At 67.8% G+C, this 24,796-nt stretch carries 27 protein-coding genes; 12 read left to right on the top strand and 15 right to left on the bottom strand.

The genetic code is table 11. The annotated features are described in order from the left end of the window. The first annotated feature begins 17 nt into the window (after positions 1–17). On the top strand, positions 18–1,028 hold the full coding sequence (locus tag ACIHAO_RS01105) for a glycoside hydrolase family 76 protein (RefSeq protein WP_396554171.1): 1,011 nt from the start codon (positions 18–20) through the stop codon (positions 1,026–1,028). Positions 1,029–1,100: 72 nt separating this feature from the next. Here the strand turns inward: ACIHAO_RS01105 and ACIHAO_RS01100 are convergent, their stop codons facing one another. From ACIHAO_RS01100 to ACIHAO_RS01090, 3 genes are all read right to left on the bottom strand, one after another. Continuing rightward, complete coding sequence (locus tag ACIHAO_RS01100) at positions 1,101–1,634, bottom strand: GNAT family N-acetyltransferase (protein ID WP_396554170.1); 534 nt, start codon at positions 1,632–1,634, stop codon at positions 1,101–1,103. A gap of 47 nt (positions 1,635–1,681) precedes the next feature. Further along, a complete protein-coding gene (locus ACIHAO_RS01095; protein WP_034312391.1) occupies positions 1,682–2,551 on the bottom strand; it encodes a LacI family DNA-binding transcriptional regulator in 870 nt (289 codons plus the stop codon). 88 nt (positions 2,552–2,639) lie between these two features. Next, a complete protein-coding gene (locus tag ACIHAO_RS01090; RefSeq protein WP_396554169.1) occupies positions 2,640–3,674 on the bottom strand; it encodes a LacI family DNA-binding transcriptional regulator in 1,035 nt (344 codons plus the stop codon). A 128-nt stretch (positions 3,675–3,802) separates the two neighbouring features. On the opposite strand from ACIHAO_RS01090, the gene ACIHAO_RS01085 reads away from it, so the two are divergent. From ACIHAO_RS01085 to ACIHAO_RS01055, 7 genes are all read left to right on the top strand, one after another. Beyond that, positions 3,803–4,819 carry a substrate-binding domain-containing protein gene (locus tag ACIHAO_RS01085; RefSeq protein ID WP_396554168.1) on the top strand — a complete coding sequence of 339 codons (1,017 nt, stop codon included), beginning with the start codon at positions 3,803–3,805 and terminating at the stop codon, positions 4,817–4,819. Further along, positions 4,816–5,805 (top strand): ABC transporter permease, encoded by a 990-nt coding sequence (locus ACIHAO_RS01080; RefSeq protein WP_125790878.1) that lies wholly within the window; start codon positions 4,816–4,818, stop codon positions 5,803–5,805. The genes ACIHAO_RS01085 and ACIHAO_RS01080 overlap by 4 nt, the downstream gene beginning before the upstream one ends. Beyond that, positions 5,802–6,608 carry an ATP-binding cassette domain-containing protein gene (locus ACIHAO_RS01075; protein WP_396554167.1) on the top strand — a complete coding sequence of 269 codons (807 nt, stop codon included), beginning with the start codon at positions 5,802–5,804 and terminating at the stop codon, positions 6,606–6,608. Before ACIHAO_RS01080 ends, ACIHAO_RS01075 begins: the two co-directional genes overlap by 4 nt. An 8-nt stretch (positions 6,609–6,616) precedes the next feature. Next, complete coding sequence (locus ACIHAO_RS01070; protein ID WP_396554769.1) at positions 6,617–7,480, top strand: PfkB family carbohydrate kinase; 864 nt, start codon at positions 6,617–6,619, stop codon at positions 7,478–7,480. After that, positions 7,477–8,124 carry a nucleoside/nucleotide kinase family protein gene (locus ACIHAO_RS01065; protein ID WP_125784801.1) on the top strand — a complete coding sequence of 216 codons (648 nt, stop codon included), beginning with the start codon at positions 7,477–7,479 and terminating at the stop codon, positions 8,122–8,124. The genes ACIHAO_RS01070 and ACIHAO_RS01065 overlap by 4 nt, the downstream gene beginning before the upstream one ends. Beyond that, positions 8,121–8,867 carry an SDR family oxidoreductase gene (locus ACIHAO_RS01060; protein WP_396554166.1) on the top strand — a complete coding sequence of 249 codons (747 nt, stop codon included), beginning with the start codon at positions 8,121–8,123 and terminating at the stop codon, positions 8,865–8,867. Before ACIHAO_RS01065 ends, ACIHAO_RS01060 begins: the two co-directional genes overlap by 4 nt. Before the next feature lie 184 nt (positions 8,868–9,051). After that, complete coding sequence (locus ACIHAO_RS01055; protein WP_125679557.1) at positions 9,052–9,465, top strand: VOC family protein; 414 nt, start codon at positions 9,052–9,054, stop codon at positions 9,463–9,465. On the opposite strand, the gene ACIHAO_RS01050 is transcribed toward ACIHAO_RS01055, so the two are convergent. The 3 genes from ACIHAO_RS01050 to ACIHAO_RS01040 form a co-directional block, all read right to left on the bottom strand. Then, a complete protein-coding gene (locus tag ACIHAO_RS01050) occupies positions 9,462–10,130 on the bottom strand; it encodes a DedA family protein (protein ID WP_125790882.1) in 669 nt (222 codons plus the stop codon). The two genes, ACIHAO_RS01055 and ACIHAO_RS01050, sit on opposite strands and share 4 nt — an antisense overlap. Before the next feature lie 250 nt (positions 10,131–10,380). Continuing rightward, on the bottom strand, positions 10,381–12,642 hold the full coding sequence (locus ACIHAO_RS01045; RefSeq protein WP_396554165.1) for an MFS transporter: 2,262 nt from the start codon (positions 12,640–12,642) through the stop codon (positions 10,381–10,383). Positions 12,643–12,646: 4 nt separating this feature from the next. Beyond that, positions 12,647–13,165, bottom strand: coding sequence for a MarR family winged helix-turn-helix transcriptional regulator (locus ACIHAO_RS01040; protein ID WP_396554164.1), 519 nt, complete (start codon positions 13,163–13,165; stop codon positions 12,647–12,649). 192 nt (positions 13,166–13,357) lie between these two features. Between ACIHAO_RS01040 and ACIHAO_RS01035 the strand changes: the two genes are divergently transcribed. Further along, positions 13,358–13,783, top strand: coding sequence for a PPOX class F420-dependent oxidoreductase (locus ACIHAO_RS01035; RefSeq protein ID WP_396554163.1), 426 nt, complete (start codon positions 13,358–13,360; stop codon positions 13,781–13,783). A gap of 58 nt (positions 13,784–13,841) precedes the next feature. Here the strand turns inward: ACIHAO_RS01035 and ACIHAO_RS01030 are convergent, their stop codons facing one another. Continuing rightward, positions 13,842–14,372, bottom strand: a complete 531-nt coding sequence (locus tag ACIHAO_RS01030) for a TetR/AcrR family transcriptional regulator (RefSeq protein WP_396554162.1) — start codon at positions 14,370–14,372, stop codon at positions 13,842–13,844. 91 nt (positions 14,373–14,463) lie between these two features. Between ACIHAO_RS01030 and ACIHAO_RS01025 the strand changes: the two genes are divergently transcribed. Both ACIHAO_RS01025 and ACIHAO_RS01020 read left to right on the top strand, forming a co-directional pair. Continuing rightward, positions 14,464–15,948, top strand: coding sequence for an MFS transporter (locus ACIHAO_RS01025; RefSeq protein WP_396554161.1), 1,485 nt, complete (start codon positions 14,464–14,466; stop codon positions 15,946–15,948). A gap of 19 nt (positions 15,949–15,967) precedes the next feature. Further along, positions 15,968–17,356, top strand: coding sequence for an FAD-binding oxidoreductase (locus tag ACIHAO_RS01020; RefSeq protein WP_396554160.1), 1,389 nt, complete (start codon positions 15,968–15,970; stop codon positions 17,354–17,356). A 67-nt stretch (positions 17,357–17,423) separates the two neighbouring features. Here the strand turns inward: ACIHAO_RS01020 and ACIHAO_RS01015 are convergent, their stop codons facing one another. The 4 genes from ACIHAO_RS01015 to ACIHAO_RS01000 form a co-directional block, all read right to left on the bottom strand. After that, a complete protein-coding gene (locus ACIHAO_RS01015) occupies positions 17,424–18,146 on the bottom strand; it encodes a DedA family protein (RefSeq protein WP_396554159.1) in 723 nt (240 codons plus the stop codon). A gap of 53 nt (positions 18,147–18,199) precedes the next feature. Then, complete coding sequence (locus ACIHAO_RS01010) at positions 18,200–18,577, bottom strand: hypothetical protein (protein WP_396554158.1); 378 nt, start codon at positions 18,575–18,577, stop codon at positions 18,200–18,202. 17 nt (positions 18,578–18,594) lie between these two features. Then, positions 18,595–19,797, bottom strand: coding sequence for an N-acetylglucosamine-6-phosphate deacetylase (gene nagA / locus ACIHAO_RS01005; protein ID WP_396554768.1), 1,203 nt, complete (start codon positions 19,795–19,797; stop codon positions 18,595–18,597). A gap of 91 nt (positions 19,798–19,888) precedes the next feature. Then, positions 19,889–20,464 (bottom strand): SigE family RNA polymerase sigma factor, encoded by a 576-nt coding sequence (locus ACIHAO_RS01000; RefSeq protein ID WP_007032484.1) that lies wholly within the window; start codon positions 20,462–20,464, stop codon positions 19,889–19,891. Positions 20,465–20,603: 139 nt separating this feature from the next. Here ACIHAO_RS01000 and ACIHAO_RS00995 point away from each other — a divergent pair, with 139 nt between their 5' ends. Next, positions 20,604–20,888 carry a YciI family protein gene (locus tag ACIHAO_RS00995; RefSeq protein WP_396554157.1) on the top strand — a complete coding sequence of 95 codons (285 nt, stop codon included), beginning with the start codon at positions 20,604–20,606 and terminating at the stop codon, positions 20,886–20,888. Between the two features lie 4 nt (positions 20,889–20,892). On the opposite strand, the gene ACIHAO_RS00990 is transcribed toward ACIHAO_RS00995, so the two are convergent. The 4 genes from ACIHAO_RS00990 to ACIHAO_RS00975 form a co-directional block, all read right to left on the bottom strand. Continuing rightward, on the bottom strand, positions 20,893–21,903 hold the full coding sequence (locus ACIHAO_RS00990; RefSeq protein ID WP_396554156.1) for a PDR/VanB family oxidoreductase: 1,011 nt from the start codon (positions 21,901–21,903) through the stop codon (positions 20,893–20,895). After that, the gene (locus tag ACIHAO_RS00985) at positions 21,903–22,769 is read right to left on the bottom strand and encodes a metal-dependent hydrolase (RefSeq protein ID WP_396554155.1); all 867 of its coding nucleotides are present in this window, start codon (positions 22,767–22,769) and stop codon (positions 21,903–21,905) included. The genes ACIHAO_RS00990 and ACIHAO_RS00985 overlap by 1 nt, the downstream gene beginning before the upstream one ends. Beyond that, the gene (locus ACIHAO_RS00980) at positions 22,766–24,238 is read right to left on the bottom strand and encodes a flavin-containing monooxygenase (protein ID WP_396554154.1); all 1,473 of its coding nucleotides are present in this window, start codon (positions 24,236–24,238) and stop codon (positions 22,766–22,768) included. The genes ACIHAO_RS00985 and ACIHAO_RS00980 overlap by 4 nt, the downstream gene beginning before the upstream one ends. A gap of 81 nt (positions 24,239–24,319) precedes the next feature. Continuing rightward, entirely contained in the window at positions 24,320–24,793 is a 474-nt protein-coding gene (locus ACIHAO_RS00975) for a pyridoxamine 5'-phosphate oxidase family protein (protein ID WP_396554153.1), read from the bottom strand. Positions 24,794–24,796: the final 3 nt, after the last annotated feature.

Below are 24,796 nucleotides of genomic sequence, written 5' to 3'. Positions count from 1 at the left end.
CAAGGGATGATGGCGCGATGACTGCTCTCGCCGACCGGGCCGCGGCCGCCGAGCGCGCGATCCGTGACCGGCATCTGCGCGGTGTCTGGGGACTGCCCGGCACCGTGCTGGGTCGCAGCGGCTGGCCGCCCTCGACGGGCCAGCGCGTCCACTGGCACTGGAATTACTGGTGGCAGGCGCATCTGCTGGACACCCTTGTCGACGCGCAGTTGCGGGACCCGTCACCGGATCGGTTGAAGCTGATCGACCGGTTCGTGCTGTCCGTGCGGTTGCGCAACTTCGGCAAGTGGATCAACGACTACTACGACGACATCGCCTGGCTCGGCCTCGCACTGCAACGCGTCGGACAGCTCGGGCTGGACGTCCGCGGCGGGCTGGAGGCGATCAGCTCACGGCTGCGCGAAGGCTGGACCGACGACGCCGGCGGCGGGATCTGGTGGCGGGTCGGCGACGATTTCAAGAACGCCCCCGCGAACGGCCCGGCCGCGATCTTCCACGCCCGCGAAGGGGTGACACAACACGCTCGTGGTTTGACCGACTGGATGACCGAGCGGCTCGTCGACCCGGATTCCGGATTGGTGTGGGACGGTCTGCGCGTCGGCAGCGGCGAGCTGGTCAAGCATATTTTCACGTACTGCCAAGGGGTTTACCTCGGCGCCTGCCTCGAACTGTCCGAAATGGACAGAGTGGAGCGCACGATCCGCGCGGTCGCGGAACACGTCGCGCCGAACGGGGTGATCCGAGGGCAGGAAGGCGGCGACGGCGGCCTGTTCGGCGGAATCCTGGCCCGGTACCTGGCGCTCGCGGCGCCGCTGTCGCCGAGTGGGATCGCGCGTGACCTGGTCATCCGGTCGGCTGAGGCCTGCTGGTCCGGTGCGGCCGAGACGCCGCACGGCCCGCTCTTCAGCGCCGACTGGGCGACTCCGGCGCCTTCGCTGCCTCTCGCGGATGACGCCCCGGAACGTGACCTGTCCGTTCAGGTGAGCGCGTGGATGCTCCTGGAGGCCGCGGCCCGCCTGCGCAATTAGTCACCTACTTGCGAGGGTCGCCAGGGCGCAAACACGACGGAAGTGTCGCAAGTAGGTGACTGATTGCGAGGGTCACCAGACGTCGCCCGCACGCCAGTCGCAGGTGATCTCCCCGTCCAGATCGAGGGTTACGCCGACCGGCAGCACGTGGATCGACCCGTCTTCCTCCTTCGTCGGCTCCACGCCCGAAGGCGTCATGGCCGACGAAGTCCCGCGCCAAAGCAGCCAGCCGCGCGACGCGTAGAACTCCAGAGCCTCGTCGGACGCCGAGAGCGCCCCGAGGTCGTACGCCTTCCGCAGGACCCGCTCCAACGCGTCCATCATCGCGGAGCCGTGCCCGCGCCGCCGGTGATCCGACCGGACGGCGACCGCCTCGACATAACCCGTCCGGAGGACCCGCCCGTTGTGCGTCAGCCGCCGCTGGACGAGTGACGCGTGCCCGACGAGTTCGCCGCTCTCCCACACCAGCGTGTGCATGCCGCCGAGGGCGTTCTCCCAGTCGTGGTCGCTGAAATCGTTGTCGAAAGCGTCGTCCAGCAGAGCGCGTGCCGCGGTCAGCACGTCTGCCCCGAGGTCGGCGGTGTGCACGGTCCACAGGTCGGTCATTCCGCCATCATCACCCGGCGGCGGCGTTCTGACCAGCGAGTTGTGACTCAGCAGCCGCACGACTGACGGTGTATGAAGCGCGGTGCGAGCCGTACGGATTCGGGTCGTCGCTCAGGATCGGTGATCCGGGCGAGCAGGAGTTCGACGGCCTTGCGCCCGATCTCCTCGATCGGCTGCGCCATCGTGGTGACCGCCGGGGTCACCTGCCCCGCCCACTCCATGTCGCCGTAGCCGACGATCGCGAGGTCGCGGCCGATCCGGATGCCGAGCCGGTGCGCCTCGTACTGGACGCCGATCATCATCGCCTCGCTCGCCACCACGAGCGCGGTCGGCGACGGCCAGCTGTCCAGCAGTTTCGCGGTCGCGGCGGCGGCCCCGCCCGGGGTCGACTGCCCGCACGCGACCAGCTGCGACGTCCACCGGAGGCCGGAGCGGCCGAGGCCGAGCCGGTAGCCCAGCGCCCGCTCCTCGTAGGTGGTCATGTCCTCTTCGCCCGAGATGAAGCCGATCTTGCGGTGCCGCAGCCCGGCGAGGTGCCGCACGAGCGCGCACACGGCCTGGATGTTCTCGGAGCCGACCTGGTCGACGTCGTTGCGGCCGGCCATCCGGTCGACGAGCACGGTCGGCACGCCCATCCGGACCAGTCCGTTGATCACCGCTTCGTCGCCGGCCGCCGGGACGAGCAGCACACCGTCGACGCGGTCCGCCCGCAGCGCACGGATGACCGCGGCTTCCTCGGCGACGCTGTCACCGGTGTCGGCGAGGGTGATCTCGCAGCCGTGACGGCGTGCGGCGCGGCGGATGGCGCGGACGAGTTCACCCGAATACGGGTTCGCGTGCATCGCCATGGCCACCCCGAACCGGTGGGTGACAGGGGTGTCCTCCCACAGGGGTAACGCCGGGGACAATGCGGTCATCGCTCCACGCCTTCATCCGAGCCTGAATGACGGTAACGGCTGAAGGAGCGTCGCTCGGCGGCGAGACCGGAAAGTCTCCCAACAATCATCAATGTGAGTGAACGAGAGCGCATCCGCAGGACGCACGATGGCGGAGCGTAGGCGGAATACGCATCGTCTGGGCCTTGCGGGTCGGCTCGTTGATCCGGGCCAGCAGGAGGCGCACCGCCTGTGTGCCTATCTCCTCGATCGGCTGCGCCATCGTGGTCAGCGGCGGATCCACCAGATCGGCCCATTCGACGTCGTCGTAGACCACGACCGGCAGGTCGACGCCCGCCCGCAGCCCGCGGCGCCGCAACTCGTGCAGCACGCCGACCATCATGGTGTCGTTGGCGACCACCAGCGCCGTCGGCGGCTCGGGCAGCGCGAGCAGCGTGCTCAGCGCGAGGGCACCGCCCGCCTGCGAGGACTGCCCGCACGCGACCAGGTCCTCCGACCAGGTCAAACCCGAACGGCCGAGCCCCAGTCGGTAGCCGAGGATCCGCTCTTCGCTGGTGCTCAGCCCGGCCGTGCCGCTGATCATGCCGATCCGCTGATGCCCGAGCGACGCCAGATGCGCCGTCAGCGCGGACGTCGATTGGATGTTCTCGGCGCCGACCTGGTCGACGTCGGTGCGGGTGGAGAGCCGGTCGATGAGCACGGTCGGGACGTCGAGCGAGACGAGTTCGCCGATCACCGAACCGTCGCCGGGCGACGGCGTGATCAGCAGCCCGTCGACGCGGCGCGAACGCAGGGTCCGCACGGTCTCACGTTCGGTGTCGACGGTGTCGTGCGTGTCCGCGAGCAAGACCGTGTACCCGGCCAGTGCGGCCTCGCGTTCGATCGCCTGGATCAAGACGGCGAAGTACGGGTTCGCGACCAGGGAGATCGCGACGCCGATCGACCTCGTCCCGCCGGTCACCAGCGAACGGGCGATGGCGTCGCCGGTGTAGCCGGTCTGCTCGATCGCGCGGAGGACGGCCAGTTTGGTCTCTTCGGCCACCGCCCTCGTCCCGTTGACCACGTGGGAAACGGTGGTGATCGAGACTCCCGCCAGCTCGGCGATGTCGCGTTGGGTGGGACGGGACGAGCGAGACGGCGGCATTACCTATCCTCGGAAAGTGCTCTGTCGAAGAGTCTGGGGCAAGCGTTTGCGCAAACGCTTGCGACTGAGCATAACCCTGTCTACCTTCCGGTCCATCACGGACAGCCTTGAATCGGAGGGCATCCCCCATGAGACAGCGACGTCTCTCAGCGCTCGCCATGGCCGCCGCACTCGCGGTGACTTCGGCCGGGTGCACCGTCGAACGCCACTGGGGTGGCGGTTCGAACGCGGGTGGCGGTGGCAAGGCCAAGGTCGGCCTGGTCACCAAGACCGACACCAATCCCTACTTCGTGGAACTGAGAGCGTCCGCCGAGGCCGCCGCCGAGGCGAACGGCGCGGAGTTCAGCGCGCTCGCCGGCCAGTTCGACGGTGACAACGACGGCCAGGTCCGGGCCATCGAGAACCTCATGCAGCAGGGTGCGAACACCATCCTGATCACGCCGAGTTCCTCGACCGGAGTCCTCGACGCCATCGACCGCGCCCGCAAGGCCGGGGTGCTGGTCATCGCGCTCGACACGGCGACCGAACCGGACACCGCCGTCGACGCCACCTTCGCCACGGACAACTTCGAGGCCGGACGACGGCAAGGCGCGTACGTCAAGGCCGCGCTGGCGGGGAAGCCGCCGAAGCTGTTCATGGTGGACGGCACCGCCGGGTCCACAGTGGACACTCAGCGGCACACCGGGTTCCTCAAGGGCATCGGGCTGACCGACGCTTCGCCGGAGATCAAGGGCAAGACGCCCGCGAACGGCGACCAGAGCCTCGCGCAGCAGGGGGTCGAGAACCTGCTGCAGCGCACCACCGACATCAACGCCGTCTACACGATGAACGAGCCGATGGGCCGCGGCACGTACGCCGCGCTTCAGGCCCGCGGCTTGGTGAACCAGATCGTGATGGGCTCGATCGACGGCGGCTGCGAAGGCGTCAAGAACGTGCGCGACGGCCAGTACGCCGCCACGGTCATGCAGTTCCCCAAGAAGATGGCAGAGCAGGGCGTCCTCGCCGCCGTCGAATACGCCAAGACCGGCAAGAAGCCGAGCGGGTTCGTCGACACCGGATCCGCGGTGATCACCGACAAACCGATCCCCGGCGTGGAAAGCCAGGACACCAAGTGGGGCCTCGAGAACTGCTGGGGGACGAAGTGACGACTGCAACCCTGAAAGGCAACGAACGCCCGTCCATCGGTGAGTTCTTCCTGCGCGCACCGGCTGTCGGCCCCGCGCTGGCCCTGCTCGTCGCGATCGTGGTGTTCTCCCTGTCGACGGACACCTTCCTCGACCTCGACAATCTTTCCCTTGTGGTGCAACAGTCCCTGGTGGTCGGCACGCTCGCGCTCGGGCAGACGCTGATCATCCTGACCGCGGGCATCGACCTGGCCAACGCGGCCGCGATGGTGCTCGCGACGCTGATCATGGCGAAGCTCGTGGTCGGCGGCGTCTCCGGGATCTGGGCGCTGCTGCTGGGAATCGTGGCGACGGTGGTGATCGGGATGGTCACCGGTTCGCTGGTCACCCGGATCAAACTGCCACCGTTCATCGTCACGCTCGGCCTGCTGACGGTGCTCACCGCGGCCGCGAAACTGTTCGCCGACGGCCAGGCCGTCCCGGTCGCGGACGAACTGCTCAAATGGCTCGGCACCCGCCGGTACCTGTTCGGCGGCATCCCGATCACCTACGGCATGACGCTCGCTTTGCTGATGTACCTCGGCCTTTGGTACGCGCTCACGCGGACGCCGTGGGGCAAGCACGTCTACGCGGTCGGCAACGCGCCGGAATCCGCGCGGCTGTCCGGGATCAAGGTCAACCGCACGATCCTTTCGGTGTACATCGTCGCCGGGGTGATCGTCGGGATCGCCGCCTGGCAGGCGCTCGGCCGTGTGCCGAACGCCGACCCGAACGCCTTCCAGCTCGGCAACCTCGACTCCATCACCGCGGTGGTGCTCGGCGGCGCGAGCCTGTTCGGCGGCAGGGGTTCCGTACTCGGCACGATGATGGGCGCGCTGGTCGTCGCGGTCCTGCGGTCCGGGCTGACCCAGCTCGGGGTGGACGCGCTCTACCAGGACGTCGCCACCGGTGCCCTGCTCATCGGCGCTGTCTGCGTCGACCGTTTCGCGAGGAGGCGGCAGTCATGACGACACCCACGTTGTCGGCGCGGGGCCTGGTCAAACGCTACGGCCGGGTCACCGCCATCGACGGTGCCGACTTCGAACTGTTCCCCGGCGAGGTGCTCGCCGTCGTCGGCGACAACGGCGCCGGGAAGTCGAGCCTCATCAAAGCCCTTTCGGGCGCGGTGATCCCGGATTCCGGCGAGATCAAAGTGGACGGTGAGACCGTCCACTTCAAGTCCCCTTTGGACGCTCGCCACTACGGGATCGAGACGGTGTACCAGGATCTCGCCGTCGCACCCGCGCTCGACATCGCGTCGAACATGTTCCTCGGCCGCGAGAAACGGCGTAAGGACCTCTTCGGGCAGCTGTTCAGGAAACTGGACACCGCGACTATGCGGGCCGACGCGCAGCGGATCCTCGACGAACTCGGCATCAACATCAAGTCCATCACGCAGCCGGTCGAGACGCTGTCCGGCGGACAACGCCAGGGCGTCGCGGTCGCGCGGGCGGCCGCGTTCGGCACCAAGGCGGTGATCATGGACGAGCCCACCGCCGCGCTCGGCGTCGCCGAATCCGGCAAGGTCCTGGATCTGATCAACCGCATCCGCGAACGCGGCCTGCCGGTGGTGCTGATCAGCCACAACATGCCGCACGTGTTCGACATCGCCGACCGCATCCACGTGCACCGCCTCGGCAAGCGCGTCGCGGTCGTCTCACCGAAGACGCACACCATGAACCAGGTCGTCGGCCTGCTCACAGGTGCGCTGAAGATCGGCGAGAACGGCGAGGTCGAAGAGGTCGCTTCGGCCGTCCACACCGGGTTGTGACCGTGAGAGTGCTGCTGGCGGGACTGTGCACCGTCGACCAGGTTCAGCGCGTCGCCGAGATCCCGGCGCCGGGCGAAAAGGTGCGTTCGCTGTCGATGGACGTCGCCGCCGGGGGGCCGGCGACGAACGCGGCGGTGACCGTGGCCGCGCTCGGCGCCGGGGCGACGTTGCTGACGGTCGCCGGTGCGCATCCGCTGGCGGCACTCGCCCGCGCCGACCTCGAAGCGCACGGCGTCGACCTCGTCGACCTCGATCCCGAGCGGCCCGATCCACCCGCGATCAGTGCCATCGTCGTCCGTGACTCCGACGGCGAGCGCACCGTCGTCTCGCGCAACACCCATGCCTCCTCGCAATTCGTCACCTACTTGCGGTCGTTGCGCGCTCGACTACCGCAAGTAGGTGACGAATTGCCGGGGTGTGTGCTCCTCGACGGGCACCATCCGGAGGTGGCGCTGGAGGTCGCGCGCTGGGCCAGGGAGCGGAAGGTGCCGGTGGTGCTCGACGCCGGGAGCTGGAAACCGGTCTTCCCCGAACTCCTGCCGCTGGTCGACATCGCCGCTTGCTCCTCGCTGTACCGAGGGGACGATCCGCGCGAACACGGCGTGCCGGTCGTCATCACGACCGCGGGCGCCGACCCGGTCCGCTGGTCGACGGCGGACGGCTCCGGTGAGATCCCCGTTCCTGTCACCCGGGCGCGTGACACGCTAGGGGCGGGCGACGTGTGGCACGGAGCTTTCGCGTACGCGGTCGCCAGGGGCGCAGGGGACGTCCCCGGCTGGATCGAGTTCGCCAACGAGGTGGCCGCCGAACGGGTGCGGCATGAAGGACCGAGGTCGTGGACGGCCGCGGTCGCGAAGAAAGGACTGCCATGACAGCCATGCCTCCGGTGTTCGAGGACCTGTTGAGCAGGGCTCAGACGCTGGCGAAGCCGGGACAGCGCAGCGTGCTCGGCATCGTCGGCGCCCCCGCGTCCGGCAAGACGACGCTGGCCTGGGGCCTGGCGAAGGCGCTGGGCACGAGGGCCGCGGTGGTCGGGATGGACGGTTTCCACCTGGCGCAGGTGGAACTGCAACGGCTCGGGCGGGCGGAGCGCAAGGGCGCGCCGGACACCTTCGACGCCGCCGGGTACGTGCACCTGCTGCGCAGGCTCGCCGAAGGCCGCGAAACGGTCTACGCGCCCGAATTCCGCCGGGAGATCGAGGAGCCGATCGCCGGTGCCGTCGCGGTCACGCCGGACGTCCCGCTGGTCATCACCGAAGGGAACTACCTGCTCATGCAGGACGACCCGTGGAGCGGCGTGAAGCCGATCCTCGCGGAGTCGTGGTTCCTCGCGCCCGACGAGCCCGAGCGCATCGAGCGGCTCGTCTCACGGCACCGCCGCTACGGCCGTTCGCTGGTCGACGCGCGTCGCCGCGCGCTCGGTTCGGACCAGCGCAACGCCGATCTCATCGCCTCCACCAGCAGCCGGGCGGACCTGGTCCTCGAGAACCTCCCCCTGGTCAACTTCGCCATATGACAGGCGTTCTCCTCGTCACGGGCGGCAGCAAAGGCATCGGCGCGGCGGTCTGTGAACTGGCCGCCGCGCGCGGTTACGACGTCGTCGTCAACTACGCGGGTGACGCCGAAGCGGCCGAAGACGTCGCTTCGCGCGTCCGGAAGCACGGCGTCCGGGCGATCACCCAGCGCGGCGATGTGGCGTCCGAGGACGACGTGGTGGCCCTGTTCGACGCCGCCGCCGAGCTCGGCCCGCTCGCCGGGGTGGTCGCGAACGCGGCCATCACCGGCAACACCCCCGGCCGCTTCGACGAATACGACGTCGACGTCGTCCGTCGCGTGGTCGATGTCAACATCACGGGTGTCTTCCTGTGCGTCCGCGAGGGAATCCGCCGGATGTCCACCCGGTACGGCGGCGAGGGCGGCGCGATCGTGACGCTGTCCTCCACCGCCGCGCGGACCGGTTCGCCCGGGGAATGGGTCCACTACGCGGGCACCAAGGCAGCGGTCGAAACGATGACCTACGGTGTCGCGCAAGAAGTGGCGAAAGAATCCGTCCGGGTCAACGCCGTCGCGCCGGGCATGATCCACACCGGACTGCACGCCGCGGCGGGATTGCCCGATCGCATGGAGCGGATCGCGCCGACCATTCCGATGGGACGGGCGGGCGAACCCGGCGAAGTCGCGGAAGCCGTGCTGTGGCTGCTTTCCCCGGCCGCGTCGTACACCACCGGGACGGTGCTGACCGTCGGCGGAGGACGTTGACATCCGGGACCACGGAGCGGTCACGAGGTGATATCGGGTCCGCGTGCGGTTCAGCCACTTTTTAACACTGTTTCCCGGCGGATATCACGATTCATGTGGGAAGTCGGCGGATCACCTCGTCGTCACAGGCGCCTGTGTCACCCTGGTGGCGCCCCCAAGCTCTTGATCAGGACGGTCATCCCCGATGTCCAAGCTCATGTCTGTGCACCACCTGGCACTCACCGTGACCGATGTGGATCGGAGCGTGCCCTGGTACGCCCGTGTGCTCGAACTCGAAGAGTTCACACGTCGCGAAGACCCCGAAACGGGTCTTCGGAAGGTCGTGCTCAGGTCGCCGAGCGAGGGTTTCGCGGTCGTGCTCGTCGAGCACCAGGACACCGAGCGGCCGCGATTCGACGAACGCCGGACAGGTCTGGACCACGTGGCGTTCAAGGTCTCTTCGCGATCGGAACTGGCCGAATGGGAAGCGCGGCTCTCCGAATACGGCGTCTTCTACACGCCTTCGAAGGGATCGCGGACCTTGGAAGGATCGTCGGTCATCGTGTTCCGTGACCCGGACGGGATCCAGCTGGAGATCTGGGCCGATCCCGAGGTCTAGGCCGTGCTCTCTTCGGTCTCTTCGGCGGGCCGCCGCATCTCCTGGCGGTAGCGGATCACGCCGTAGGCCGTGCCCACCACGAAGAACGCGATGCTGATCCACAGCGCCGCCGTCTTGACCCACGGCAGCTGGTCGAGCAGACCGGCACCGTAGTAGCCGAGCAGCACCAGCGTCGGCACCCAGAGCAGCCCGCCCAGCGCCGTCGCGAGCGCGAACCGGCGCGGATCCATCCGCGCGGTCCCCGCGATGAGCGGCGCCAGCGTGCGGATCCACGGGATCCAGCGCGCGGCCACGATGGCGAAGAAACCCCTGCGATCCAGGAACGTCCTGGCGCGGTCGAGATTGTGCCGGTTCAGCACCTTGCCGCCGCGGCGCGCGATCAGTTTCGTGCCCGTCGTCCGGCCGATGTAATACCCCACCTGGTTTCCGAGGATCGCGACGAGCAGCGCGGCGGCCGACAGCAGCCACGCGTTCAGGTCCGAGCCGTGCTGCGCGAGGACGACCCCGGCCGCGAACAGCAGGGAGTCTCCAGGCAGGAACAGCCCGATGATCAGCGCGCACTCCACGAAGATGAAGCTCAGCACGATCACCCAGACGAGCACCGGCCCGGCGGTGTCGAGCCAGCTCACGCCGATGCCCGCGGCCTCGGTGTACACCTCAGTCACGACGCGAGCCTACGTGTACTTCGAGAACCGCACGCGGCCGAACCATGGAATGAGGGTGTCAACGGCCCGGTCACCACTGCGGATGCGCCATGAACGGTCCATTCTTCGCGGCAGGTGAGGTGGTGGTCCCGCCGTTGTTGATCAAGGTCCGGGATCGGCTCGGCTCCATGCCAGCGCCCACCCCGCAAGCGCAATGAAGGGGCCTTTCATCGCAAAATTTGCGATGAAAGGCCCCTTCATCTCAGCCGGACTAGTGCTCTACGAGCTCGTCGAGCGCCTGGTCGTAGCTCAGCCGGACGTCGTGTTCGGCCTGGTCACCGCCCAGCAGTTCCACCCGGCTGGTCGCGGGCGGGTAGCCGCTCGCGATCACCGTGTAGGTCCCGGCGGGCAGGTCACTGACCGTGTAGTTGCCCTCCGCGTCGGTCCTCGCCACGGCGGCGACGCCGCCCGAGGAGTCGAGCACGGTGATCCGCGCGTCGGGCACCACCCGGTCGCCGTCGGTGCGGGCGACCCCGCTCAGCAGGATCGTGCTGACCAGTTCGAAGTCGTGGCGCAGCACGCCTGCCCCGGTGGCGGTCAGTGTCGCCGCGATCGGCCGGAACCAGCGGCCGCTGGCGACGAGCGTGTACCGCCCGCCCACGATGCCGGCGAACGAGTAGACGCCGTTCTCGTTGGTGTGCGTCCTGGCCACCTGATTGCCGTTGTGGTCGATCAGGGTCAGCGCCGCACCCGCGACGTTCGTGGCGTCGTCCCGGCGGACATGCCCGCTGATCTGCGCGGATCCGGCCCGGTATGCCCCGTTCCCGTTGGTCATCGCGTGCTTGCCCGGTTCGACGGGCGCGGTCACGACCGTCTTTTCGGAGGCCGTTTCGACAGGCGCGTCGTCCTCCTCTAGGAGTGCTTCGCCGCCTTCGAGAGCCGAAGCCGCCGAAGGAGCCGAGCCGCCGAGCAGCGGGATCTCCTTCATGAACATCAGGACCAGCGTCGCCAGCAGCGCGACCGCGCCCGCCACGTAGAACACCGTGGTGATCGACTCGGTGAAGCCGATCAGCACCGGGGTCTTGATGGCCTCGGGCAGGTTCGCGATACCGCTCGTGTTCGTGGTGATGTCACCCAGCGCCGCGGCGCCTTCACCGGTCGGCGCGTTGCCGCCGAACGCCTTGGTGATGTTGCCCGGCAGGACGTTGAACAGGATCGTCAGGAACACCGCGACACCCGCGGTACCGCCGATCTGCCGGAAGAACGTCGCCGAAGCGGTCGAGACGCCCATGTCGCTGCGTGGGCCCGCGTTCTGCACCGCGATGATCAGCGTCTGCATGCAGGCACCGAGGCCGAGACCGATGATCGCGGCCGCGACCAGCGGGTGCCACAGCTCGCTGTTGTACTCGACCTGCGCGAAGAAGAACGCGCCCGCCGCGATCAGCAGCGTGCCGACCACCGGGAACACCTTGTAGCGGCCGGTCTTGCTGGTGATCTGGCCCGAGATGATCGAACCGCTCATGATGCCCGCCATCAGCGGGATCATCAGCAGCCCCGACACGGTCGGCGAGTAACCCTGAACCACCTGCATGTACTGCGGGATCATCATGATCGCGCCGAACATCGCGACACCGACGATGATGCCGCCGACGATCGCGACCGTGAAGGTCGAGTTCTTGAACAGCCGCAACGGGATCAGCGCCGCGTCCTTCATCAGCTTCTCGATGAAGATGAAGGCGACCACGCCGATGGCGCCGATGACGTAGCAGACGATCGCGTTCTGCGAGCCCCAGCCCCACTTGTTGCCCTGCTCGGCGACGATCAGGAACGGCACCACGGCGACGACGAGCGCGAGCCCGCCCCACCAGTCGATCTTGTGGTCGTGGCGCTGGTGCGGCACGTTGAGCACGCGGGCGACGACGAACAGCGCGACGATCGCGATCGGCACGTTGATCAGGAACACCCAGCGCCAGCCGGCGATGTCGTAGCCGAAGACGCTGCCGAGCTTGTCGAAGTCGGCGAAGAACCCGCCGAGCACCGGGCCGAGCACGGTGGAGATACCGAACACGGCGAGGAAGTAACCCTGGTAGCGGGCACGTTCCCGAGGCGGCACGATGTCGCCCATGATCGTCATCGCCAGCGACATCAGACCGCCGGCGCCGAGGCCCTGGATCGCGCGGAACGCGGCCAGTTCGTACATCGACGTCGCGAACGCCGAGGCGATCGAGCCGATGAGGAAGATCGAGATCGCCGCGATGTAGAACGGCTTGCGCCCGTAGATGTCGGACAGCTTGCCGTAGATCGGCGTGACGATCGTCGAGGTGATCAGGTAGGCCGTGGTGATCCAGGCCTGCAGGTCGAACCCGTTGAGGTCGTTCGCGATGCGGACGATCGAGGTGCCCACGATCGTCTGGTCGAGCGCCGCCAGGAACATGCCCGACATCAGGCCGATCAGGATCGTGACGATCTGACGGTGACTGAGCCGGGGCCCGTCTTCTTCGACGGCTGGTGGACTTTCTACGGTGGAACTCATTGCTTCAGGCCCCCTTGGCCTTCGACGCCGACGCGGGGTCGGCGAACTGTGGAGATGTTTTTTCGAGGTCGTCGTTCAGCCGGTGGAACAGCGAGTTGAGGGTCTTCCGGTCGTCGTCGGACCAATCGCCGAGTACCTCGGCGAGCCACTGGTTCCGCTGCTTGCGGTTCTCCTCGAACACCCGATGCCCTTCGGCGGTCGGTGCGAGCAGGCAGGCGCGGCCGTCTTCGGGGTCGGCCAGGCGCTCGACCAGCCCGTGCTGGACGAGAGAGCTCGACTGCCTGCTGATGGTCGAGATCTCGGAGTGCAGGAACTCGGCGAGTTTGCTGGTCCGCTGGGGGCCGACGTGGATGAGGCAGAAGAGGATCGCGTACGCGGCCCGCTCGATGCCGTCCGGTCCCTGCTTGGACACCTGGGACTTGGCCCGGTTGACCAGGCGGACGAGCCGCACGAGCTCGTGCCCGAGGGTGTCGGCCAGGTCGAGGTCGGACTTCGACCTGGTGCCGGGTGTCGTGGGTGTCATCGCCGTCTCTCTCGCCGGTTGCTTGGTCACTGCAACTAGTTGCCTAGAGCAAGGATGTTCCTCTCGGGAGAGCTTCGCAAGAAGAAAACGACGTTGTGTGTCGGACAACACTTTAGTTGCCGCATGCAAGCACATTTATTCGTGCATGTTTGTCCGATTCGCCCTGAGCTGCGCTTTTGCTTTGATGGAGACATGACCGACTCCGCGCTCTACGCGATCCTCGCCGCCCGCAACTTCGGCACCCTCGCCACCATCAAGCGGGACGGCAGGCCGCAGCTGTCGACCGTCAACTACCTCTACGACGCGGACGCCGGCGCCATCCTGATCTCGATCACCGCGCCGCGCGCCAAGACCAAGAACCTCCAGCGCGACCCGCGGGCGACGTTCCATGTCTCGACCGAGAGCGGCGACGGCTACGTCGTCGTCGAAGGCCCGGCGGTGCTCACGCCGACCGCCGCTTCGCCCGACGACGCGACCGTCGACGCGCTGGTGGACCACTACCGGCGGGCCCGGGGCGAGCATCCGGACTGGGCCGAGTTCCGCGACGCCATGGTCGCCGACCAGCGCGTTCTGCTCACCATCCCGATCGAGCGCGTCTACGGCCTCTCCCGCAATTAGTCACCTACTTGCGGAAACGTGCGCGCGCGAGACCGCTTTGTCCGGCGCAAGTAGGTGACTAATTGCGCTGGAGGCGGGCCTTGATCTCGTCGATCCGGTCGAGCAGGGCGCTCGCGTCGTCCCGGCCGAGCGCTGCTCGCAGGTAGAGGCCGTCACCCACCAGGATGATCAGTTCGGCGGACAGCGGGTCGCCGACGTGCTCGCTGATCAGGTCGTGGATCTTCTGGTTGTAGACCTGGACGACCTCGGCGACCCGCGGCTCGTTGAGCATGATCCGGATCGTCGCCATGGTCGTGCGGTGCAGCGGCTTGCGCTGGGTCACGTCGGTGATGGCGGTGCGCAGGTACCAGGAAACGACGCCTTCCGGCGCCGTCCGTGCCTGTTCGAGGTCTTCGTCCGACAGGGTGGCGAGACGCTCCATCAAGCCTTCGACCAGGGCGTCCTTCGAGCCGAAGTGGTAGAGCAGGCCGCCCTTCGACACTCCGGCGCGGGCGGCGACGGCTTCCAGGGTGACCCCGCCGGGGCCCTGTTCGATGAGTATCTCCTCGTACGAGTCGAGGATGTGTTCCTTCGCCGAGGTCTTCGCCATATCAGTTGACTATACCGTCTGGACGGTTTACCTTCGATCAGGGCGGTAACTGTACCGTCCGGACGGTTTATCTAAATGAGGAGAGTGCGCCATGGCGGGGCGCAAGCAGTGGTCGGCGTTGGCGGTACTGGTGCTTCCGGTGCTGCTGATCAGCGTGGACATGACGGTGCTCGGGTTCGCGCTGCCGTTCCTGTCCGAGGATCTGGCGCCCACCGGTGCGGAGCAGCTGTGGATCGTCGACATCTATTCGTTCATGCTGGCGGGCCTGCTGGTCCTGATGGGCACGCTCGGCGACCGCATCGGCCGTCGCAAGCTGCTGCTCATGGGTGCCGCGGCGTTCGGCGCCGCGTCGGTGCTCGCGGCCTTCTCGACCAGCGCGTTCATGCTGATCATCGCGCGGGCGCTGCTCGGTGTGGGTGGCGCGACGCTGATGCCGTCGACGCTGTCGCTGATCCGCAGCATCTTCGTCGACGCCAAACAGCGCCGGACCGCGATCGCGGTCTGGAGTGCCGGGTTCTCCGGCGGGATGGCGCTCGGGCCGGTGCTCGGCGGCTGGCTGCTGGAGCACTTCTGGTGGGGTTCGGTCTTCCTCATCAACGTCCCGGTGATGGTGATCCTGCTGGTCGTCGGCCCGTTCCTGCTGCCGGAGGCGCGTGACCCGAAGCCGGGCCGCTTCGACCCGTTGTCGGCGCTGTTGTCGCTGGCCGCGATGCTGCCGGTGGTCTACGGCATCAAGCTGGTCGCCGAACACGGTTTCACCTGGAAGGCCGCGGTCAGCGTGGTGATCGGGCTCGCGCTCGGTGTCGTGTTCGTCCGCAGGCAGAACAGCCTCGACGAGCCGATGCTCGACCTGAAACTGTTCTCCAACCGGGCCTTCAGTGGTTCCGTGGTGACGAACATGCTCGGCGTGTTCGCCATGGTCGGCCTGCTGTTCCTGGTGCCGCAGTACCTGCAGCTGGTGCTCGGGCTGACCCCGGTCGTCGCCGCGCTGTGGATGCTCCCGGCGACGGTCGCCGGTGTCGCCGGCGCGCTTCTCGCGGCCTGGCTCGCGAAGCGGATCCGGGTATCCGTGCTGGTCAGTGTCGGTCTTCTGGTCGCCGCGGTCGGATTCCTGGCGTTGACCCAGGTGTCGTCCGGCGGCGGGCTCGCGTACGTCGTGGTGTCGTTCACGCTGCTCGGCGGCGGCGTGGCCCTGTCGGAAACGCTGACGAACGACCTGGTCATCTCGGCCGCTCCGGCCGAGCGGGCCGGGGCCGCGTCGGCGATCTCCGAGACCGGGTTCGAGCTGGGCGGCGCGCTCGGTACGGCCATCCTCGGCAGTGTCGCGACCGCGGTCTACCGGTCCGGTCTGCCGGAAGGGACGGCCGATGCCGCCCGGGACACGCTCGGCGGCGCCGTCGCCACCGCGCAACAGCTCGACCCCGTCGCGGGACAGGCGCTCCTGGAATCGGCTCGCGAGGCCTTCACCCAGGGGATGCACGTGACCGCATGGGCGGGTGTCGCCGTGCTCGTCTATACAGGTGTTCAGGCGTTCATCCTGCTCGATCGGAAAAAAATTTCCGCAGTGCGGACGTAATGGCGCCTACGATGAGGGTATGAACAACCATGCCCTGGTCACCCGGCTCCGCGAGCATCTCGGCGACGCCGCGGTGCTCACCGACACCGACGTCACGGACGCCTACTCGCGCGACATGATGCCGCTGGCCGCCAGCGGCAAACCCCTCGCGGTGGTGCTGCCGTCCGACACGGAGGGTGTGCAGGCCGTGGTGAAGGCGTGCGCGGAGTTCGAGGTGCCGATCGTGCCCCGCGGCGCCGGCAGTGGTCTGTCCGGCGCCGCGAACGCGATCGACGGCTGCGTGGTGCTGGTGATGACCAAACTCGACCAGATCGTCGAGATCGACGAAGGCAACCGGCTGGCCGTCGTGCAGCCCGGCGTGGTGAACCTCGATTTCCGCAACGCGGTGGAGAAGCACGGCCTGTTCTATCCGCCGGATCCGTCCAGCTACGACTGGTGCACCATCGGCGGGAACCTGTCCACCAACGCCGGTGGACTGTGCTGCGTGAAGTACGGCGTCACCACGGACTCCGTGCTGGGACTGGAAGTCGTGCTCGCCGACGGCTCACTGCTGAAGACCGGGCGCCGCACCGTGAAGGGGGTCGCGGGCTATGACCTCGCGCGGCTCTTCGTCGGCAGCGAGGGCACGCTCGGCGTGATCACGCAGGCGACCGTCGCGCTGAAACCGTTGCCGCAGTTGCCCGCCACCCTCGTCGCCGCCTTCAACAGCACGGAGGCCGCGGGCGAGGCCGTCGCGCGGGTGGTGCGCGAAGGGCTGGTGCCGTCGCTGCTGGAGATCATGGACGCGACGTCGATCAAGGCCGCCGAGGCCTACCTCAAAACCGACCTCGGCACGAGCTCGGACTGCAAAGCCTTGCTGCTCGCGCAATCCGACTCCGGCGGCGAGGTCGCGCGCCGGGAACTCGCCGCGCTGGAACAGATCTGCGTCGACTGCGGCGCGGACCTGGCCTACGCCACCGAGGACATCGAAGAGGGCAAGATGCTGCTGCAGGCGCGGCGGGTCGTGCTCACCGCGCTGGAGATGTACGGCGTCTGGCTGACCGACGACGTCTGCGTGCCGCGCACGCGCATCGCCGAACTGATCGCCGGCTGCGAGCGGATCAGCGAAGAAGTGGGCTTGCGGATCGCCGTCGTCGGCCACGCGGGTGACGGCAACATGCACCCGACGATCGTCTACGCGCAGGATTCCGAGGAGGAGTTCGCCCGCGCGCGGACGGCCTTCGACGCGATCCTCGACGTCAGCCTGTCGCTGGGTGGCACGGTCACCGGCGAGCACGGCATCGGCCGGATCAAACGCGAGTGGCTCGTCAAGGAGATCGGCGAAGTCGGCCTTCAGGTGCATCGCCAGATCAAGCGGGCCCTCGATCCGGGGAACCTCTTCAACCCCGATTCGATGTTCTCCCTCTGAACGCTATGAACGGTCCGTTACTGGCAAAATTCGCAAGTAACGGACCGTTCATAGCGCGTCGGAGAGGTCAGTCGCGGATGCGCGGGATCTGCTGCGTGATGTCCTCGGCGGTCTCGGCGACGAGGCCGGTCGCGGTGGCCGAGTGCTTCTTCTCGCGGCGGGCCTTGAGGTACTCGATCACGATCGGCACCACCGAGACCAGCACGATCAGGATGAAGATCGCGTCGACGTTGTCGCGGATGAACGCGACGCCGCCGAGCAGGTGGCCGAGCGCGGTGATCCCGGCGGCCCACAGGATGCCGCCGATGACGGTGTAGGTGAAGTACTTCTTCGGGTCCATCTTGCCGATGCCGGCGATCCAGGTGATGAACGTCCGCACGAACGGCACGAACCGCGCCAGCACGACCGCCTTCGGCCCGTGCTTTTCGAGGAAGGCGTGGGTCTGGTCCACGTACTTCTGGTTGAAGAACTTCGAGTCCGGCTTGCGGAACAGCCAGGGCCCGACCTTCCGGCCGAGGCCGTAGCCGACCGCGTTGCCGATCAGTGCGGCGACGGTGACCAGGACGCACACCAGCCACAGCGGCGCCTCGATCGAACCGTTCGCGATGAACAGGCCCGCGGTGAACAGGAGTGAGTCACCGGGCAGCACCGGGAAGATGCTGCTCTCGATGAAGATGATCAGGCAGAGCACGGTGATGACCGGAACGGTCAGCCCGCTCAGCAGGTGCTGCGGGTCCAGCCACTCCGGCAGGAGGCTCATCGTCGTCACGTTGTTCTGCGCCAGGATCACACCAAAACGGTACAGGGTGACGCTGAGTGCTTTGACCCGACGGGAGAGGCGGCTCAGATCAGCGTGAGCAGCCCGATCACCGAACCGGCGGCCAGCCCCAGCAGCACGGCGAGCAGCAGCACCCAGTGCGCGGGCAGGGGCGGGCTGCTCGGCGAAGGCGCTGGAGGCGGTGTCGGACGCTCCGCCAGCCTGGCCGTTTCGGCGTCCTCAAGCGCGACGCGTTCCCGTTCGAGCGAGTCGGCGCCGGCACCCGAGAGCAGCCCGTACTGAGGGGGCAGTTCGTTCTTGCCGGAAGGAACACTACTCTCTGTGTCCGTTTCGACTGTTTTGTCCGTAGTCGATTCGGAGACGCGTTCCGCCGAAGGAGCGAAGACGGCCTGCGCGCGCAAGGCGTCGGCCAGGAGTTTCTCCGGGTCCTTGGGCTCGCTCATCCGGACTCCCTTCGCCGCTACCCGTCGCTGACCGACACACCGCCTTCGACCGCGCCGCTCAGCGGGGCCGTGGCGCTCAATGTAGCCGCAGCGTCGTCCTTGACCCATTCGCCCTGGCGCAGCACCCGAACCGGCCGGAGGTCGCGATCGAGCACGACGACGTCGGCCGCGAGCCCGGCGCGAAGGGACCCGGTCCGGTCGGCGAGGCCGAGCAGTTCGGCGGGCCGTCCGGAGGTCGCGCGGACGGCGTCGAGCAGGTCGATGCCCGCGCCGCGGACCAGGTTGCGGAAGGCCGCGTCCATGGTCAGCGTGCTGCCCGCCAGCGAACCGTTCCCGGCGAGGGTGGCGACGCCGTCGCGGACGTCGACCTCGAGACGGCCGAGGATGTAGCTGCCGTCGGCGGCGTCGGTGGCCGACATGGCGTCGGTGATGAGCACCGTCCGGCCCTTGCCCGCGTGGTGCGCGGCGAGCCGCAGCACGGTCGGGTGCACGTGGACGAGGTCGCAGATCAGCTCGACGGTGATCCGCTCGTCGTCGAGGAGGGCGCCGATCGGGCCCGGCTCGCGGTGGTGGAGGGGCCGCATGGCGTTGAAGAGGTGGGTCGCGACGGAGGCGCCCGCGTCGATCGCGGGGATGATCTGGTCCTCGACGCCGTCGGTGTGCCCGATGGCGGCGATGACGCCCGATTCGGCCAGTTGCCGGACCGCCTTGATCCCGCCGTGCAGTTCGGGGGCGAGGGTGACCATCCGGATGTCGCCGCGGCCGGCGCCGAGCAGCGCGTTGACCGTGGCCGTGTCCGGCTCGATCAGCGTCGCCGGGTCGTGCGCTCCGCAACGAGCCTTCGAGATGAAGGGTCCTTCAAGGTGAATTCCGGCAAGTTCACCCTCTTGGACCAGCTCACGCAGGGCCGCGATCTGGTCCCTGAGCACCGGGACGGGGTCCGAGACCAGACTGCCGAGCATGGTCGTGGTCCCGTGGCGCCGGTGCGCGCGGATGGCGCGGAACAGCTCCTCGGGGTTCGCACTGGAGAACGATCCGCCCCCACCGCCGTGGCAGTGGGTGTCGACGAAGCCGGGCACGACCAGGCACCCGTCCACATCGACGCGATCGATGTCCGGGGGTGTCCCGGACCCGACTTGGACGATCCTGCCGCCGGCGATAGCCAGCCAGCCGTCGTCGAGTACACGGTCCGGGGCGACGACCCGGCCGCCCACGATCACGAAATCTCCGGCGCCTCTCACGCCCCCCAGCATATATTGGTCTGGACCAAGCATGGCGGCACAACCCAGCGCTCGAGATCAATGCCGGGTGTCAGTTCGGCGACTGCATCGCTTTCTGCAGTGCCTCCAGCGCCCGGCTGGCGGTTGACTTAACGGTACCTTTCGAAATCCCGGCGGCCTCGGAGATTTCGGCCTCACTCAGCCCACCGTAGTAACGGAGGACCAAAACCTCGCGCTGGCGAGGGGGCAGTTTGGACAAAGCGCTCACCACGGCCTGATGTTCACTCGACAGCATGGCGAGGCTTTCGGCCGAACGCGCGTTGACGGCGTGCGGCGCGACGTACTCGCGGGCGGTCTTGCGGCGGCGCAGCACACTGCGTGATCCGTTGACCACGGCGGTGCGCAGATATCCGACGGCCGCGGCGGCGTCGCGCAGGCGCCCCCAGTTGCGGTGCAGCCCGGTGAATGCCTCCTGGACGACGTCTTCGGCGGTCGCCGGTTCGTCCACGAGCAGGATGGCCAGCCGGACGAGCCGCATCCGGTGCTGGCGATAGAGATCCTCAAGGGTCAGCGGTGCCGCAGGCGGCGGTGGCGTGACCGGTCCGTCCATGGTGCGCAGATGGCCGAGGGTCGCCTCGACACTGCGTTCCGCATTGCCCTCGAGCATGTACCCCTACCTGTTCATTTACCCCTTTGAAGCACAACCTGTGCGTGGCGCCAGGTCAGCGTATCGGGTGGGGCGGGAGTCCTGCCTGATCGGTTCCTGAGAAGCTGGGGCGTCTGTTGGAGCGACCTTGGAGATGTCGATGGCCTGGTTCCTGGTGGAGATCACGTACGTGCAGGAGAAGCTGGCGGACGTGCGTCCCCGGCACCGGGAATTCCTGTCGGCCCTCGCCGACCAGGGCGTGGTCGCGCTCGGCGGCCCGCTGGGTGACGGCTCCGGCGGTATCTCGATGTACCAGGCGGCCGACGAAGCGGCGCTGCTCGAGATCATCGACAAGGACCCGTATCACCTCGAAGGTGTTGTCGCGGAGCGGACCGTCCGCGAGTTCAAGCCCGTGATCGGCTCCTGGATTCCCCAGGAAGCCTGACAGCTCAGAGATCGAGGGTGACCGGCTCGCGTTCGACGCAGACCCGGACGCGGTCGCCGGTCACCGTCGGCAGTTCGCACGTCCCGCAGAACCCCTGACGGCACGAATAAGCGATGCCGGGCACGGTTTCGCGCAGGATGTCGAGCGTCGACCGGTCGGCGGGTACGTCCAAAATCCTGCCGCTGCGGGCCAGTTCGACGCGGAACGGCTCGCCGCCGACGATCGGCGGCGTCGAAAACCGTTCGAAGAACACCGGCCCCGAAGCACGCAGCGCCGCGTCCGTCCGGACACCGACGATCATCGGAACCGGGCCGCAGCAGTAGATCGGCGCGCCTTCGGGTGTTCCTTCAAGGAGTTCCGCGCCGGAAGCGGGGATCCCGTAGTCCGTGTCCGGACGAATCCGGACACGGTCGCCGAAGCGGGACAATTCGTCCAGAAACGGCATGGAAGCCTCGTCGCGCCCGGTGTAGACCAGCCGCCAGTCCGCACCGGAAGCCGCCGCTTGCCGCACCATCGGCAGGATCGGCGTGATCCCGATACCGCCCGCGACGAACAGGTACGCCGGGCTCGCGACGAACGGGAACGCGTTGCGCGGGCCCCGCGCCGTGATCCGGGCGCCCTTCTTCAGCGCGTGCACCGCCGTCGATCCCTCGCCGAGCAACCGGACGCCGACACGGTAGGCCGAGCGGTCTTCCGGATCGCCGCACAGGGAGTACTGACGGACCAGCCCCGGCCGCGGCGAAAGATCGATGTGCGCGCCGGGCCGCCATCGCGGCAGGGGTTCGCCGCGTTCGTGCACCAGCCGCAGCCCGGCCACACCGTCGGCTTCGGCACGGACTTCGTCGACGACCAGCGGAAGATCACGGTCGACGGCGGCCACCGGCGGACGACGGCGGCCGCTCACCCCGCTGAGCCTGCGGTACAGCGCGACGACACCGGTCAGCGCCGCCATCGCGCGGTCGGTCCGCTCGCTGCCGTCGAGCCGCAGCGGTCGGGTCGGCGGCGTCGGCGGCATCACTGGGGTTCGTCGGCGGCCAAGGCGGCCGGCGAACTCGCGAGGTACGCGACGGCCTGATCGGTGTTGCCGGTTTCCGTGGGGTGATAGGACTTCCGGAAGTACGGCCGGATCTCGCGCCGCAACTGCCTGCCCGACGGCAGAAGCCCGAGCTTCGCCACGCGCAGATAGGTCCGGAAACTCGTCTTGCCCGGCCGCGTCGGATCGTTCTTCATGAGGAACCTGGTGCCCCGCAAGAAGACCCACGCGAGCACCGGCGTCACCACGAGCATGCTGCGCACGCGGCGGGTGTAGCGGCCGTCGAGGTGCATGAACAGATCGAAGGCGACAGAACGGTGTTCGACCTCTTCGGCGCCGTGCCAGCGCAGGAGATCCAGCATCGTCGGGTCGGCGCCCGCCTTGTCGAGTGCTTCGGCGTCGAGGATCCACTGGCCGAGGAAAGCGGTGTAGTGCTCGATCGCGGCGACGATGGCGAGCCGTTCGATCAGCCATTCCTCGCGCCGCTTGGCGGAAAGCTCGCGATCGCCGAGCAGACGGCGGAACATCCACTCCATCTGCGCGATGTACGGCCGCACGTGGACGCCCGCCGCTTCGAGATGTTCCGCGGCGCCGTCGTGCGCCTCGGCGTGCATGGCCTCCTGGCCGATGAAGCCGAGGACGTCCTCCTTGAGCCGCTCGTCGCGGATCAGCGGCACGGCCTGCTTGAACACCTCGACGAACCAGCGCTCGCCCTCCGGCAGCGCCAGATGCAGCACGTTGATCGTATGCGTCGCCTGCGGTTCGCCCGGGATCCAGTGCATCGGCAGCGACGCCCAGTCGAACTCGACGTCGCGCGCGTGCAGGACGACCTGTTCGTGGTCCGTCACGACGACCTCCCGCTGAGCTCGTAGTCGCTCGGGTCGACCTTGCGGGTTTCGAGCCAGTAGCGCCAGGTGAACCCGGGCCAGATCGTCCGGTTGACGCCCTTCGCGTCGAGATACCAGCTCTTGCAGCCGCCCTGGGTCCACACGCCCTTGACGAGTTTGTCCTGGATCTCGCGCTGGAACTTCTCCTGCACGCCGGCGCGGACGTCGAGCGCGGCGGCACCCCGCGAATAGGCGAGTTCGATCGCGTCGACGACGTACCGCGCCTGCGACTCGATCATGAAGACCACGGAGTTGTGACCCAGCGCGGTGTTCGGGCCGAGGAGGAAGAACAGGTTGGGGAAGCCGGAAACGGTGATGCCCTTGTGCGTGTGCATCCCCTCGGTGGCCCATTCCTTGGCGAGGTCGCGGCCGTCGACGCCGGTGATGTCCAGGTACTCCAAGGCATCCGTGACCTTGAAGCCGGTGCCGTAGATGATCGCGTCGACCTCGTGCTCGACGCCGTTCCCATCGACGACGCTGTGTGCCTTGACCTCGCGCACGCCTTCGGTGTTGACGTCCACATTGGACCGGTTGATCGCCGGGTAGTAGTCGTTGGAGATCAGCACCCGCTTGCAGCCCATGGTGTAGTCGGGGGTGACCTTCTTGCGCAGCTTCGGATCCTTGATGGCCTTGCCGATGTGGCGTTTCGCGATCGCCTCGCCGGCCTTCATGATCGCGGGGTGGCCGTTGAAACCGACGGCGCGCACTTCGAGGAACCAGTAGAGCGCGTTGCGGTAAAGCCGCTGCACGCCGGGAATCCGGCGGAACGCGGTCTTGGCCCAGCCGGGCATGGCGTGGTCGGGCTTCGGCATGATCCACGGCGGCGTGCGCTGGAACAGTGTCAGCTCGTCGACCTCGGGGGCGATCTTCGGGACGAACTGGATCGCGCTCGCGCCGGTGCCGACCACGGCGACCTTCTTGCCGCGCAGGTCGTACTCGTGGTTCCACTGCGCCGAATGCCAGGTCTGGCCCTTGAACTTCTCGATCCCCGGCAGCTTGGGCACCTGCGGGATGTGCAGGCCGCCGACACCCGAGACGACGAACTGGGCCTCGATGTCCTGGCCGGACTTGGTGTGGACGTGCCAGCGGCGCGCGGTGTCGTCCCAGGTGGCGCCGGTGAGCTCGACGCCGAACCGGATCTTGCGCCGCAGCCGGTACTTGTCGGTGACGTCCTTGAGGTACTGGAAGATCTCCGGGGCGGGTGAGAACGACCGCGACCAGTCCGGGTTCTGCTCGTACGAGAACGAGTACATGTGGGACTGCACGTCGCAGGCGCAGCCGGGGTACGAGTTGTCGCGCCACGTACCGCCGACTTCGTCCGCCTTCTCCAGGATCACGTAGTCGGAGATCCCGGCCTTTTCGAGCTGGATGGCCTGGCCGAGCCCGGAAAAACCGGTGCCCACGATCACGACCTTGAATCGCTCGGTCATCTGGCAATCCTCCACTTCGAGGCGTTCGTGCCCAGATGACGTTACCTCAAGTAACAGTTACTTGCTAGTACTACCTACCCGTCAGTATGTGCCGCCGAGCTTCGAGTGGTCCCAGCTCACGATCTTCGTCGGCCGGAAAATCAGCCCGATCCGCTTCGGGGCCTGCTTGCCGATGAAGCCCGCGAGCTCGTCCGGGACGGGATCGCCCGGCTTCGCGCCCGCGTATCGCTGCATGAGCTTGATACCCATCTGGGTGACCACAGCGGTATCGGTGATGACCTCGACGTCGGCTTCGAGAGAGATCCCGCGGAGCTTGTCGTAGCTTTCGCCGTCCTCGATGAGCACGGTGGCGCGCGGGTCGCGCTCGAGGTTCTTCGCCTTCTGGGACGTGCCATAAGTCCAGGTCGCGACGCCGGATTCGTGTGGGTAGTACCAGAGCGGTGCCAGATGCGGGCGGCCGTTCGGGCCGATCGTCGCGACGTTGATGACCTTCTGCTCGTCGAGGTACGCGGCGAGTTCGTCAGGTGACATGCGGATCTGGTCGCGACGGGACATACG

The organism is Amycolatopsis sp. NPDC052450, assembly GCF_044547565.1.
Lineage (GTDB): Bacteria > Actinomycetota > Actinomycetes > Mycobacteriales > Pseudonocardiaceae > Amycolatopsis.
Note: the sequence above shows the minus strand (reverse complement) of the source record. Positions and strands in the feature narration are given on the sequence as shown.

Coding starts and splice junctions, on each gene's coding strand:
- ACIHAO_RS00975 (WP_396554153.1), bottom strand. CDS start 24,793: ATGTCCCGTCGCGACCAGATCCGCATGTCACCTGACGAACTCGCCGCG.
- ACIHAO_RS01060 (WP_396554166.1), top strand. CDS start 8,121: ATGACAGGCGTTCTCCTCGTCACGGGCGGCAGCAAAGGCATCGGCGCG.
- ACIHAO_RS01105 (WP_396554171.1), top strand. CDS start 18: ATGACTGCTCTCGCCGACCGGGCCGCGGCCGCCGAGCGCGCGATCCGT.
- ACIHAO_RS01000 (WP_007032484.1), bottom strand. CDS start 20,464: ATGCTCGAGGGCAATGCGGAACGCAGTGTCGAGGCGACCCTCGGCCAT.
- ACIHAO_RS01040 (WP_396554164.1), bottom strand. CDS start 13,165: ATGACACCCACGACACCCGGCACCAGGTCGAAGTCCGACCTCGACCTG.
- ACIHAO_RS00990 (WP_396554156.1), bottom strand. CDS start 21,903: ATGCCGCCGACGCCGCCGACCCGACCGCTGCGGCTCGACGGCAGCGAG.
- ACIHAO_RS01025 (WP_396554161.1), top strand. CDS start 14,464: ATGGCGGGGCGCAAGCAGTGGTCGGCGTTGGCGGTACTGGTGCTTCCG.
- ACIHAO_RS01010 (WP_396554158.1), bottom strand. CDS start 18,577: ATGAGCGAGCCCAAGGACCCGGAGAAACTCCTGGCCGACGCCTTGCGC.
- ACIHAO_RS01030 (WP_396554162.1), bottom strand. CDS start 14,372: ATGGCGAAGACCTCGGCGAAGGAACACATCCTCGACTCGTACGAGGAG.
- ACIHAO_RS01085 (WP_396554168.1), top strand. CDS start 3,803: ATGAGACAGCGACGTCTCTCAGCGCTCGCCATGGCCGCCGCACTCGCG.
- ACIHAO_RS01045 (WP_396554165.1), bottom strand. CDS start 12,642: ATGAGTTCCACCGTAGAAAGTCCACCAGCCGTCGAAGAAGACGGGCCC.
- ACIHAO_RS01035 (WP_396554163.1), top strand. CDS start 13,358: ATGACCGACTCCGCGCTCTACGCGATCCTCGCCGCCCGCAACTTCGGC.
- ACIHAO_RS00995 (WP_396554157.1), top strand. CDS start 20,604: ATGGCCTGGTTCCTGGTGGAGATCACGTACGTGCAGGAGAAGCTGGCG.
- ACIHAO_RS01020 (WP_396554160.1), top strand. CDS start 15,968: ATGAACAACCATGCCCTGGTCACCCGGCTCCGCGAGCATCTCGGCGAC.
- ACIHAO_RS01075 (WP_396554167.1), top strand. CDS start 5,802: ATGACGACACCCACGTTGTCGGCGCGGGGCCTGGTCAAACGCTACGGC.
- ACIHAO_RS01055 (WP_125679557.1), top strand. CDS start 9,052: ATGTCCAAGCTCATGTCTGTGCACCACCTGGCACTCACCGTGACCGAT.
- ACIHAO_RS01100 (WP_396554170.1), bottom strand. CDS start 1,634: ATGACCGACCTGTGGACCGTGCACACCGCCGACCTCGGGGCAGACGTG.
- ACIHAO_RS00980 (WP_396554154.1), bottom strand. CDS start 24,238: ATGACCGAGCGATTCAAGGTCGTGATCGTGGGCACCGGTTTTTCCGGG.
- ACIHAO_RS01065 (WP_125784801.1), top strand. CDS start 7,477: ATGACAGCCATGCCTCCGGTGTTCGAGGACCTGTTGAGCAGGGCTCAG.
- ACIHAO_RS01090 (WP_396554169.1), bottom strand. CDS start 3,674: ATGCCGCCGTCTCGCTCGTCCCGTCCCACCCAACGCGACATCGCCGAG.
- ACIHAO_RS01095 (WP_034312391.1), bottom strand. CDS start 2,551: ATGACCGCATTGTCCCCGGCGTTACCCCTGTGGGAGGACACCCCTGTC.